Origin of the sequence: Bradyrhizobium sp. DOA9 (assembly GCF_000617845.2) — a bacterium.
Classification (GTDB): Bacteria; Pseudomonadota; Alphaproteobacteria; order Rhizobiales; family Xanthobacteraceae; genus Bradyrhizobium.
The window spans coordinates 420241-432584 of record NZ_DF820426.1 but is presented as its reverse complement, the minus strand read 5'-3'; the positions used below and the strand labels follow the sequence as shown (position 1 = coordinate 432584).

Annotated in this window: 10 protein-coding genes and 1 pseudogene; 5 read left to right on the top strand and 6 right to left on the bottom strand. The window is 56.6% G+C overall.

Features of this window, described 5'->3' with window-relative positions; all coding sequences use genetic code 11:
- Positions 1 to 338: 338 nt before the first annotated feature.
- The 6 genes and pseudogenes from BDOA9_RS38520 to BDOA9_RS37350 all read right to left on the bottom strand — a co-directional run.
- Positions 339 to 622 (bottom strand): annotated as a pseudogene (locus BDOA9_RS38520) (IS21 family transposase); the annotation flags it as partial.
- A gap of 420 nt (positions 623 to 1042) precedes the next feature.
- Positions 1043 to 2482 carry an NAD-dependent succinate-semialdehyde dehydrogenase gene (locus tag BDOA9_RS35185; protein WP_025038616.1) on the bottom strand — a complete coding sequence of 480 codons (1440 nt, stop codon included), beginning with the start codon at positions 2480 to 2482 and terminating at the stop codon, positions 1043 to 1045.
- A gap of 34 nt (positions 2483 to 2516) precedes the next feature.
- On the bottom strand, positions 2517 to 3803 hold the full coding sequence (locus BDOA9_RS35180; RefSeq protein ID WP_025038615.1) for an NAD(P)/FAD-dependent oxidoreductase: 1287 nt from the start codon (positions 3801 to 3803) through the stop codon (positions 2517 to 2519).
- Positions 3804 to 3817: 14 nt separating this feature from the next.
- On the bottom strand, positions 3818 to 4636 hold the full coding sequence (locus tag BDOA9_RS35175) for an amino acid ABC transporter ATP-binding protein (protein ID WP_025038614.1): 819 nt from the start codon (positions 4634 to 4636) through the stop codon (positions 3818 to 3820).
- A gap of 8 nt (positions 4637 to 4644) precedes the next feature.
- Positions 4645 to 5298: an amino acid ABC transporter permease gene (locus tag BDOA9_RS35170; protein ID WP_025038613.1), complete on the bottom strand. Its 654-nt coding sequence runs from the start codon at positions 5296 to 5298 to the stop codon at positions 4645 to 4647.
- A gap of 58 nt (positions 5299 to 5356) precedes the next feature.
- On the bottom strand, positions 5357 to 6334 hold the full coding sequence (locus BDOA9_RS37350) for a proline racemase family protein (protein WP_244521629.1): 978 nt from the start codon (positions 6332 to 6334) through the stop codon (positions 5357 to 5359).
- A 246-nt stretch (positions 6335 to 6580) separates the two neighbouring features.
- Between BDOA9_RS37350 and BDOA9_RS35155 the strand changes: the two genes are divergently transcribed.
- From BDOA9_RS35155 to BDOA9_RS37345, 5 genes are all read left to right on the top strand, one after another.
- Positions 6581 to 7414 carry a transporter substrate-binding domain-containing protein gene (locus BDOA9_RS35155; RefSeq protein ID WP_025038610.1) on the top strand — a complete coding sequence of 278 codons (834 nt, stop codon included), beginning with the start codon at positions 6581 to 6583 and terminating at the stop codon, positions 7412 to 7414.
- Between the two features lie 137 nt (positions 7415 to 7551).
- Entirely contained in the window at positions 7552 to 9021 is a 1470-nt protein-coding gene (locus tag BDOA9_RS35150; protein WP_025038609.1) for an aminotransferase-like domain-containing protein, read from the top strand.
- A 211-nt stretch (positions 9022 to 9232) separates the two neighbouring features.
- The gene (gene dapA / locus BDOA9_RS35145) at positions 9233 to 10141 is read left to right on the top strand and encodes a 4-hydroxy-tetrahydrodipicolinate synthase (protein ID WP_025038608.1); all 909 of its coding nucleotides are present in this window, start codon (positions 9233 to 9235) and stop codon (positions 10139 to 10141) included.
- Between the two features lie 134 nt (positions 10142 to 10275).
- The gene (locus BDOA9_RS35140) at positions 10276 to 11556 is read left to right on the top strand and encodes a D-amino acid dehydrogenase (RefSeq protein ID WP_082847994.1); all 1281 of its coding nucleotides are present in this window, start codon (positions 10276 to 10278) and stop codon (positions 11554 to 11556) included.
- A gap of 59 nt (positions 11557 to 11615) precedes the next feature.
- Positions 11616 to 12179: a thioesterase family protein gene (locus BDOA9_RS37345; protein ID WP_152033743.1), complete on the top strand. Its 564-nt coding sequence runs from the start codon at positions 11616 to 11618 to the stop codon at positions 12177 to 12179.
- The last annotated feature ends 165 nt before the right edge of the window (positions 12180 to 12344 follow it).

Genomic DNA, 12344 nt, shown 5'->3' with positions numbered 1-12344 from the left:
GCCCAAGAGCAAGTGATGCGTGGAACGGCCCGGCTGTGAACGATAACGACCAGTGTGGACCCTCCCGTAGAGGTCGCGGATGTTATCCGTGAGCTTCTCTTCGTACTTCGCAACGTTACCCCATCGACTCCCGCGCTGGCCCCCCGCTTTTGTCGTCGAAACGCCCGAAGAAGAGCGTCCTCGTCGATACGGTGCAGCAGGGCAGTGAACCGGTTCGGGCTCGAGTTAGTAGCTGGCCGCCTCTGCGACTCGCCCGGTTGCGCTGACAGCGCGAATCCGTAGTTGTTTCGGCGGCAAGGCAACCCGGCTCTGTGTCCGAACCCTGGCCCTACTCGCTAGGCGCGGATGCGGCGCTCCAGCGTGCGTGAGTCCGGCTCCGAGCTCAGGATGGCGCCGCAACATCTCCCCGAAAATCGCAACCGGCCGCACGCCCGGGCAGCCTTGAGCAACGGCACCACTTCTGTCTCGAACACCTCGCTCAACGGGTCCGGTCGTCGCCGGCCGCGGGGAGCGTTCTTTTGCGGCGGAAGTCGAAGGTCTCTCTCGATCCGATAGGCGGTCGACGCACTGAATGACGCCTTGGCCGCGCCTCTGGCGAGCTATCGGTCTGACGGTACTCCATGTAGCACCTTCAGTGGTTGCCGCTCGTAATGCAAGAAGTTTCTGACTCGAGGCGACGAACGAGCAATGGCGCAACACTTCCAGACCTTCAGCCATCTCTTGAAGCACTTGATCACATGATCGGACAGCTTCAGTTGGAACTGTCACCAACGAGTCGCCGCGAACCGAGGCAGTGCAGATGTCGGTGAGGTCACGACCTTCATCTCCAATGCGCGGTTCGGAAGCAATTTCTCAGAGAACCATTCCGACAGAAACCACGAGCATCTGCGATAACTACTGTGAAGGGGCTTAGGATCCTCAACCGTAGACTTCGCTCCACTCGTGATCTTTGGTCCTTTCATTGGAAAAGGAAGAGAGAAGTTGCTCGCTCAAAAAGTGGGCTCTGCCATTGTCTTAAACGTCCAATCATCCTCCACATCCCTTATGAAGGAAACAACTCTGAGATGTACTTGATGCGTTGAAACGCCTCTAAGCCTTCAAGGCCACTTTCGGAGCCGTAACCCGATTCATTGACTCCTCCGAACGGGGTTTCGGGTGTGGATATAGCCGTATTGTTGACACCAACTAGGCCAGCATTTAGCGCAAGCTCAGTCTTCTGCGCGAGTGATCCACTACGTGTGAAGACAAACGACGCAAGACCGTAGGGTGTGGCATTGGCCCGTTCAATGACATCGTCAAACTCCAAAAATGACTGAAAGGACGCAATCGGGCCGAAGGGCTCTTCCGAGAAGATGCGTGCGTTATCGGGAACGTCTGCCAATACGGTCGGCTCATAGAAGAAGCCAGGGTGCTTCAACGCAGTACCACCCAGCAACAAACGTGCTCCTTTCGCGACAGCATCGTCAACGAGCTGTTGCACCGCTTCGAGACGGCGAGCCGCGATCATCGGCCCCATGCGCGTGTCCGTGCTGAGACCATCACCGACTTTCAAAGCCGCTGCTTTTTCACAGAAGAGCTTGAGGAAACCCTCATAAAGCGACTTGTGCACGAAGAACCGCGTCGGAGAGGTACAAACCTGGCCGGCGTTTCGGTACTTTGCAGCTACGAGAGTGTCTACTGCAAGAGCCACGTCAGCATCTTCATGCACAATGACTGGCGCGTGGCCGCCTAATTCCATTGTGCAGCGCTTGAGCGTCTCCGCGGCGCGCTTTTGAAGTAACTTTCCGACGGCGGTCGAGCCGGTGACCGAGACCTTCTTCGGGATCGGCGATGCTAGCAGGTAGGAAGAGACCTCGTCTGGAACGCCGAAAACGAGGTTGATGACACCTGCAGGCGTACCGGCCTTCTCGAAGCAGCGCGCGAACGCAACGGCAGTGCCGGGCGTCTCCTCAGCGGTCTTCAGAATGATCGAGCAACTCGCACCCAGCGCGCCCGCGACCTTGCGAATCACGTTCGATGCAGGAAAGTTCCACGCAGCAAAGGCAACGACGACGCCGACTGGCTCTTTTATGACGATCTGCCGTTGGTTCGAAAGACGGCCAGGGACTATGCGTCCATAGGCTCGTTTCCCCTCTTCTGCGTACCACCGTGTTGCGTCGGCCGCAAAGCCGACCTCGGCGCGCGACTCCGCAAGCGGCTTGCCGTTTTCCATGGTAAGCACGCGCGCAATACGCTCGTTCTCAGCATCAATCAGATCGGCAGCTTTCATCATAATACGATAGCGTTCGATCGCAGTCCTTGCTTTCCAGACGCGGAAGCCCTTCTCGGCGGCAACCAGCGCTTGTTCAAGATCATCCTCACTCGCGTGTGGCACTCGCGCGATCTCTTCGCCCGTCGCCGGGTTCAGAAGAGGCTGGGATTTCCCGCCGCTGCCTTGGCGCCACACGCCATCGATAAAGAGCTCAATCTTCTCGTCGTACATGTCCATTTCTCCAGCGTTTAAGACAAGACCGCCTTCAAAAGCGGCTTGATCGGTATGGCGAAAGATCGATCCGCGTGGTCTCGCCAGAGACCAACTGCGATACGAGCTTTCCGGTTGTTGCGGCAGCCATCAAGCCTTGATGCCCGTGGCCAAATGCCAAAATTGCATTGGGATGATGAGGTGTGCGCTCAATTACGGGAATGCTATCCGGCGTGCTTGGTCGACTGCCCATCCAGCGCTGTACGATCGACTCTCCCAGCGAAGGGAACATGAACTTGGCTTGTCGGACGAGGATCTCTGAGCGTTCCCAGCGTGGGGGCGCCGACGGCTTCGCGAATTCAGCCGTGCCGGTTAAACGCAGGCCACCTTCCATCGGAGCCGCGACGAACCTGCGAGCTGCACAGCAAGTGTTTGCGCGCAGGCCGACGTCAACGTTCTCCAGAACGACGTGGTACCCCCTTTCGCCAATAAGCGGTACGCGAACGCCTAACTGCTGTGCGAGTGGGCCAGAGAAGACGCCGGCAGCAATGACAAAGTAGTCCGCTTGCACAGGCCCATCATCTGTTAGGACTGCTACCGGACCATTCGGTCCAAAAGTGAAGCCTTTCGCCTTAGCGCGCAGCTGCCGGACCCCTTTCTGTGCCGCTAAACGCCAGAGGCTTGCGATGAGCCGACCTGGATTTCCGCACTGACCCTGTTCGGGAAGGAAGAGTCCAGCCTTGTAAGCAGAACTCAGCGATGGCTCGAGTTCACGAAGCTGCGATTCATTCAGCAGCTCAACTTTGACACCACGATCACGACGCATCTTCGTCGACGTGGTCATCCGTGCGGGCGCCGCTGGATCCTCATAGACGAACAGCTGCCCCCGATGCTGGATGAGATCCATACACCCCGCCTCGGCGATCAAAGGGTTGTAGTATTCGAATGTAAGACGGTTCAGCGCGATCATCGCGTCGGCGATCTCGCCAACGCGACTCGCTCGGCTTGACCAAAGAAACCGCAACAGCCATGGGAGTGCGTGCGGGAGATCGAGAAGCCGAAGGCTCACTGGGCCGTCTGGATCCAGCAATAACCCAGGAAGCTCACGCAAAATCCCGGGCATAGCATTGGGAATGCAGGAGCCCGGAGACAGGCCGCCAGCGTTCCCATATGAGCACTGTTGCGGATCTCCCGGCTCGACGGGGTCGATGATGACGACATCGAAGCCCGCATCTTGCAAATAGTTTGCGCAGCAGACGCCTACCGCTCCGGCCCCGATGATGGATACGCTGCGGCCACGGTCCAATAACTTCGCGGCCTCGCTCGAGTTGCGATCGCTCATACCTGCAAGCTCTGCTACTTTGCCTCAAGGAATGGGCGCAACATGTCAGCTGTTTCGTGGAAGCGATTCACGAAACCTTTCAACCGAGGATGATCGGGATGAAGCAGAAGTTGTTGTGGCGAGCCATCGGCGACGACAACACCGCCGTCAAGGAACACGATCCTATTGGCGATCTCAAACGCAAAGCCAAGCTCGTGCGTGACGACAACCATCGTCATGCCAGAGCGAGCGAGCTCAACCATTGCCTTCAGGACCTCGCCCACCAGTTCCGGGTCGAGCGCTGATGTCGGCTCATCGAACAGCATGAGAGTTGGGCGCATTGCAAGCGCTCGAGCGATGGCAACGCGCTGCTGCTGTCCACCAGAGAGCTGCGCTGGCTTCTTGGATGCGTGGTCAGCCAAGCCCATCTGATCGAGCAAGGCGCGAGCCCTTGTCTCAACCTCCGAAGGCGTCTCCCTCTTGACGATCACGGGGCCTTCCATGATGTTCTCAAGAATAGTCATATGCGGAAAGAGGTTGAACTGCTGAAAGACCATGCCCGTCTTCGCGCGAATTCGATTCACCTCTGTCGGGGCTACCTTCGAGATTCCGTTATCCGTCGGACCAGCCTCAAAGATCGGCTCACTATTAATGGCGATGCGCCCGCTGCGCGGCGTATTGAGTAAGTTAATACACCTCAAAAGCGAGGTTTTGCCTGAGCCTGAGGCTCCGATCAGAACGACAACCTCTCCTTCTCGAACCTTAAGATCGACTCCACGAAGAATTTCCTTTCTTCCGAACGAGAGGTGGATCCCCTCCAGTTCTAGAATGGTGCGGGCTTGGTCTGCGTTCATAGCGGGCCTCACTTCACGGCGCTCTGACGGCGCTCAAGCATGCGGGATAAAACGGTGAGCGGTACCAGCATGATCAAGAAGAGAATGCCAACGGCGGTGTAGACTTCCATCGGCTTGTAAGTGAAGCTCGATATGTACCCCGCTTGATACAGCAGATCCGGAACCGTGATGGTCGAGAGCAGGCTTGTGTTCTTCATCTGCATGATCGATTGACCGACCAGTGGTGGGATCATGCGACGGAAAGCTTGCGGCAGAATGATCCGCCGCATGCGTTGACCGTAAGACATGCCGAGCGCAACGGCGGCGTCAGATTGCCCCACATCGATCGATTGGATGCCGGCTCTTAGAATCTCCGCATAGAATGCAGCGCCGTAGCACGTAAGAGCCAAGAAGCCCGCAATCCCCTTGTCGATGTTGATGTTGAGGAAAATCGGCAGCGCGTAGTATGTCCAAAGCAAGATCACGAGCAAAGGAATGTTACGAAAAAACTCCACAAACAGCCAGCCAAGGAAGACCAAGGCCTTGTATCGCGAAAACTGTATGAGGCCGACAACGAGACCCAGAACTAATCCGCCCGTAACAGTAATTAGCGTATAGTACAGCGTGTAAAGCACGCCGTACCACAGCAGGGGGGCGTTGTTGTAAACGACAGACATATCCATCGAGGGCTCCGACTCTTTCGGCTAGCAGCGGTTTCCGATCGAGGAAACGTTGGACGTCCTACTTACAAAGAAAGCCGGCGCTCAGTGGATCGTCGGTTTCCAGGAGGATGGTGGATTGCGCAACGAGATGCGCAATACCCTGAATTTCAGGGACGATCGCAGCCGGTTGACGCTCTGCGATGCGCGCTTCGAATGGCACTCCCAAGATATTACGAGCGGTGTACACGCCGTCGGCCGTAATACGCCCTCGATGAGCAAGTTGCGCCAGACGGGCTGACGTGCCGGTCCCGCATGGTGAGCGATCAAACTTGTTGAGCTCCAGCACCAGAAAATGCGTGGCCTCCAATGCCGAAAGTTCCTCGTAAAAGAGGACACTGGGAGATGTCGCTCCCACGCTGTCAGGGTGCCTCTTGATGGCCTCTGCTATTTCCTGCTTGAGCTTGTATCCGGTCTGCAGAAGCGATGTGACATTTTCCGGACGAAGTCGAAGTCCCAGATGGTTCGCCTCGACGAGCGCATACCACACGCCTCCATAGGCAATATCTACACGGATCTTTCCAAATTGGGCGCTATCGACTTCGAGACCTTCGATGCCGACATAACTGGGAACATTACGCAAACGAACATGCTTGAGCCGCCCGCTCGAATCCCAAATGAGCCCGACCGTTATTACGCCGGCCGGCGTTTCGAGTGTGAAACTCTCGCGGCCCGATGGGATCTCACCTGTTGAAACAAGCGTTTTTGCTAGCCCTATGGTGCCGTGCCCGCACATATCGAGATATGAGTAGGACGAAATAAAGATTGCGCCGTAGTCAGCCTTCGATGAAGGCACCGGAACCAGGCCAAACATTGCGGCGTGACCGCGGGGTTCGTGCAACAGTAGCCCGCGCAAATGATCGAACCGGCGACTAAAATCTTCGCGCTTTTCAAGCACGTCCCTTCCGTTCAGCGGCGGGATCCCGCTTAAAATAACGCGGGTTGGATGCCCGACGGTGTGCGTATCGATAACCGAAAAAGATGAACTCAATCCGATCACAGTCAGTTCTCTCCGCTCACAAGCTGGGTCCCAAGAAACGGAGTTTGCCGCCTCCGAAGGGAGGTACTGCCAGGTGCCGCCTTGTCCCAGAGCATTTTGTCCTCGAAGCCAAGAAGCTTGTAGCACGACATTTGGATTTCCGTTATATGACAATGCACCGAGTCAATTAGCGTGTCAACGCCAACGGGTGTGCAAAGCGGCTCGGGGTCGTAAGTCGACCATGCACCTTGGCATAGGGGAACGGATATGAGGTTCAGACTTTCAGCGTTCATTGCTGCTCTTCTCGTAGCTTTTGGTAACCTTGCAGTGCCGGCTTCAGCCGAAGATCCCGGCGCTGTGATTAAAGAGATTCAGAAGCGTGGTGTGCTCAACTACCCCGCGATGTCTGGCGAGGAGCCCGACTTCATCAAAAACCCGACGACAGGCGATTGGTCAGGCACCTACGCAGATATGGGCAAAGATATTGCTGAGCTGCTGGGTGTGAAGGTCAATTGGGTTGAAACCACATGGGGCAACTTGGCCGCCGATTTCCAAGCGGGGCGGCTCGATGTGGCCTTCGGTGTCAATCCAAACCCCAAGCGCGGCGTAGTAGTTGACTATGTTTTCGAGCCCGTCGTAGAGGGCATCTGGACGATCCTGGCGCGTGATGGGTTTGAGCCCAAGACTTGGCGCGATCTCAACAAGCCGGACGTTCGCATTGCCGCCCAGAGCGGTAGTGCCATGCAGACGATCGCGGAAACCCTCACGCCGCAGGCAAAGCTTGTCTTCGTCAAGACTCGCGATCAAGCGGTCCTTGAAATGCAGTCGAAGCGAGTTGACGCCATCATCCTGGCAGACCAAAACGCGGCTCAGTTGACTAAGGTAGGTATTGGCAAGGCGATTGTGCCGACGCCAGTCTTGCGCAATCCTGTCATGGCGGCGTTGCCGCGGAAAGACGGCAACGCGGGGTTCATTAACTTCCTCGCCAACTGGTCCATGCAGCAGCGCACCCTTGGCCTGTCCTGCGCTCGCTTCACCAAATACCTTTCGGAGCGTGGTATCGACCTCTCGCTCGTGCCGCAGTCGGGGAAATACTGTTGAGTGGATAGACAAGCAGGGCCGAGCTAAGGCCTTGCTTGTCATCCATTTTTCTTTGTACTAAGACATGCTCTGAGATTGCATTATCACACCCTGCGCGAAAATCCGGACGATCTCGAAGGAGACGGTGGCCCTTGACTATGGAGGAGAAGAGCGGCCGTCTTCGCCGAGTTGGCGGCAAAAATCACCTGATCGGCGCGCGCACCCAAAAGAGTAAGAGAGGCCGCCGTAGCACGGTTGCTTTGGAGTGGGTTCCTGGAAAATTAGATCCCGACTTGCCGCTCTCTCTTGCGCTGGTGAAGTCGTTGGAGGAAAGTATCCAGAACGGATCGCTCGCGGTCGGCACCCCTCTGCCGCCCCATCGTACATTGGCAAACCATCTCGGGTGGAGCTTATCTACTGTCTCGAAGGCTTACCGGGAGGCAAGCATCCGCGGCATTGTCTCCGGTCGCGTTGGGCAGGGAACGTTCGTTGCCCGACCTCGTAACGAGGAACCGGTTCATCCTAACTTGCCTGTCCGACTGGACATCAATTTGGCACCTGACGTCGGTCAGCGCGATGTCTTGCTCAATGGTTTGAGCCAAACGACGAGTAACGCTGATAAGCGCGATTTCTTCGCTTACGATGCCTCGCACGGGCTAGCCAGGCACCGCGATGTCTTGGCTCAGTGGATCTCAACACCACATTTCCGGCCTTCGCCGGACAACCTGCTTTTGGTCAACGGAGCTCAGCACGGTCTCGACTTGGCACTGAGCATCGTCTGCAAGCCAGGCTCCACAGTTATCGTAGAGGAGCTCACTTACGTTGGCTTCAAGCCCGCCGCCAGCCTTCGAGAACTCAGCCTCGTAACCGCCGCGATGGACGAAGAGGGGCTTGTTCCCGAAGACTTAGACCAGAAGCTCGAAGCTACTGGCGCCAAGGTGGTTTATGCGATGCCCACCTTACATAGCCCGACCGCTCGGACAATGTCCACCGATCGGCGCAGAGCCATCGCCGCGGTCATCGCTCGGCGTGACGCTTTGCTCATCGAAGATGATGTGTACGGCTTCCTTCCTCAAAATAAGCAGGAGCCAATCGCTGGCCTCCTTCCGGACCGTACAGTTTATCTGGCGAGCTTGTCGAAAATCTTTGAGCTCGGTTATCGAGCCGGAATTGTCACCGTGCCGCCAGCGCTGCTCAAAACCGCCCAGCTCGCTATGCGCGGCGGTGCCTGGAGCGCGACGCCTCTCCTTTTCGAAGTCGCGAGCCATCTCATCGAATCCGGCGCGCTTCAGAGCACCATCGATGACCTACGACGCGAAGCGCATCGTCGTTTCGAGATTTTCCGAGAGGTGTTTCCTAACAATCCAGCGCCGACGCAGCGCGAGGTGAGCGGCTATCATGTCTGGCTCGCTCTCGACGGCCGGCAGAGCGCTGAAGACGTGTTCTACAACGCACGGAAGCATGGGATTTTGGTCACGCCGCCTGGCTCTGCCACCCTTCTAGGCACGCCTGAGAACGGCATTCGTCTGTGCTTGGGTGCCTGTAGAGGCGAGGATCTGCGGCGCACGTTGCTCGCACTCAAGCAAGTCGTTGAGCGGCCCTCGCAACTTTTGCTCTCGGTAGTTTGATCGACGACGCTCAATCGCCTTCTCACCGGCAAACAATTCTCACGAGTTCGAATACAGAGACATAAATCGCACCACGACATTTTACAAATGTCGCATGACAAAACTGTTGCGCTAGACATCCGTCTTAGGTATTGAATAAGTCGGCAGTGCAATGTTGCGCGTCCAGCGACAATCTCCTGTCGGCGAATTGTTCGGATCCAGAGGGTGAAAGATGAAAAAGACCGATTGGCAGGGAATTCACAGTGTCGTCGTGACCCCGTTCAAAGAGGACGGCTCAATCGATTTCCAGAAACACGCTGGGCTGATTCAGTCCAACATCAAGAACGGCGCGGACGGCATCATTGTCGCTGGTAGTACCGGCGAGTTTTACGCTCTCTCGGTTGAAGAGCGAGCCGAGCTTTTCAAGGCTACGGTAGTCGCCGCTGGGAAAAAGGTGCCCGTGCTTGCCGGCGTCGCAGACCTACAGAATGCAACGATCGTTAAACTTTGCAAACACGCCGAAGAGACCGGCTGCGATGGTATCCTCGCCCTTCCGCCCATCTATGCGAAGCCGGACACGCGGGAGACCGAAACGTTTTTCCGCCGTGTTGCGGGCGCGACAAAGCTGCCCGTCATGCTTTACAATAGCCCTGTCAGGATCGGGATTAGCCTTCCCATTAGCCTGATCGATACCCTCGCAAAGATTGACAACGTCGTCGCTATCAAAGACTCGTCGGCAGATATTGTTCATCTTACCGAACTCTGTGCGACGGTCAAAGATCGCCTCGCGGTCTTCGTCGGATACGAGACGATGGTTCGGGCCGCACTCCCTGTCGGTTGTACTGGTGTGGTGGCGATGGCCCACCAGCTCGCTGGGCGCCTCGTGCGTCGCTACTACGATGCGGCGGCGGCCGGCGATGCGCAGACCATGGATCGCCTCGAGCCCGCACTATTTGCCATCTATCGTTGCTTCAAGGTGGGCAGCTATTACGCCGGCATAAAATCGGTGATGACGATCCTCGGACAGCCGGTTGGCGCTCCGCGCGAACCGCTGCTTCCCTACACGAACGAACAACTCGAGTCCGTGCGCTCGATTCTAACTTCCGCGAAAGTGGCTCAGACTATCTCCTCCCTAGATTAGTCTGTCGACTGAGCCCCCGGCATTCCTGTCGGGGGCATTTTTCTGTCCTGTATCTAGATTTAGCCCTTACCCAGATTTCTTTTGTTCGCGCTCGAGAAGAGCCGGGTTAATTCCAGCCCGAACAATGCGTCGGAATGACCTTCATGCGAGTCTGTGTTCTAGGTGCCGGTGTCATCGGTCTCACAACGGCCTGGGAACTGGCCCAACGCGGTTATGAAGTCGCGGTCGTTGACCGGCGACGCGAGCCGGCCGCCGAGACAAGCTTCGCTAACGGAGCGCAGCTATCATACGCTTTTGTGGCGCCACTTGCCTCACCAGAAACGCTTCGAAAAATTCCAGGACTACTCCTGTCCTCCGCGGCGCCTGTCCGCATAAGGCCGACCCTTGACCCAGATTTTATTCGATGGGGCCTCAGATTTCTCGCGGCTTGCAATAACAGAATGGTAGCGGAAACGACACGCGCGCAGCTCGCCCTTAGTGCGCTCAGTCGCGGAGCTCTAGCCGAGCTCGCCCAACGCGAGGCCCTATCATTTGGGCTTCGCACGGCCGGGAAGATTGTCCTACACCGAACGAGGAGCAGTTTTGACGCTGCCCGGCAACAAGTAGCGCGTCAGGCAACACTTCAGAATGCGGAAGGACAACAGGTACTGACGGCCTCCGAATGCCTTGAACTGGAGCCGGCTCTAGAGATCCATCCTAACGAGTTTGCGGGCGCAATTTATACTCCAACCGAACAAATCGGCGATTGCCGGCTCTTTTGCCAGGAACTCGCTGTCCGGTTACAGCAGCAACCCAACGTAACATGGCAACTCGGTACACATGTACGCAAACTCGTCATGCGCGCCAATCGCGTGTCTGGCATTGAGACCAGCCAAGGGGTTATTGAGACAAACCTCGTTGTTCTGACGCTTGGTTCTGCGGCGGCGCGTTTTGCGAAATTCGCAGGCTTTGGCCTGCCGGTGTATCCAATGAAGGGCTATTCAATCACGGCCCGCTTTGCGAGCGGAGCCCAGGCACTCCAACACTCTGTGACGGATCTCAATCAGAAAATCGTCTACGCGCCGCTGAAAGAAGGGTACAAAGACATGGTCCGTGTAGCCGGGATTGCTGACCTCGTCGGCTTCGACAGCGACATCGATCATCGGCGATTAACTGGGATGATGCGCCAAGCCGCAAAGTTCTTAAGCCTCGATCTGGAAAGCGACGTTCGGCCCTGGGCCGGGTTGCGGCCGTCAACACCTGACAGCAGGCCGATCATTGGATGGTCGCCGATTTCAAATCTGTTTCTCAATACGGGGCATGGGGCGCTGGGTTGGACTTTGGCATGCGGCTCGGCACGACAAGCCGCGCAGATGATCGCGGGAGAACAGCCGGCGGTAGATCCGCGCTGGTTTGCGCTTGAACGCAGATCTTGATTGCCCTGTACCTGTAGACGATGGCGCTACTCGCTTCCCCTCACTCCTCGGAGCGAACTATGCACGACATTCAGACTGCACCTTTTGTCTCCAGCACCATGCGTGTCGAGCCCGACTGGATGGATCATAACGGCCATTTGCATATGGCATACTACCACGTTTTGTTGGATCGAGCATTTGAGGAGTTTGGCATCGAACTCGGGCTCGGATCACTCTATGTCAAAAAGACAAACTGCTCACTTTTCGCCGCTGAAGCTCACATCCGGTATCTTCGCGAAGTTCATGTGAATGACATGGTGCGCGCGACGGTCCTTTTCCTTGCTTTCGATCAAAAGCGCATACATACAGTGCGTCAAATTCGCCATGCCGAAGATGGATGGTTGTCAGCCACCTCCGAGAACATGACGCTGCACGTTGATCTATTGACTCGCAAGGTTGTTCCATTCCCGACCACGATCGAACATCGTTTGAATGAGATCCTAGCGATCCATCAGCTCGTTAAACGCCCCGATAGTCTTGGTAGAAGTGTCACGTTGCCTAATTCCACTCAGCATGCAGGATTTAGCAGCGAGGCCTTTGCGAATCTATCGGATCATCATCCTTTTGCGAAACAAACCTCCTGAGACCACGACAGGTACCAACATGTGAGTCACCGTTTTGGGCGCAGGCGCTATTGGGCTAACAACAGCTTGGAGCTTGCTGAGCAAGGCCGCGAGGTTACCATTGTAGAGCGGCGTCGGAATCTGGCGGCCGAAGCCAGTTTTGCGAATGGTGCGCAGCTGTCGGCC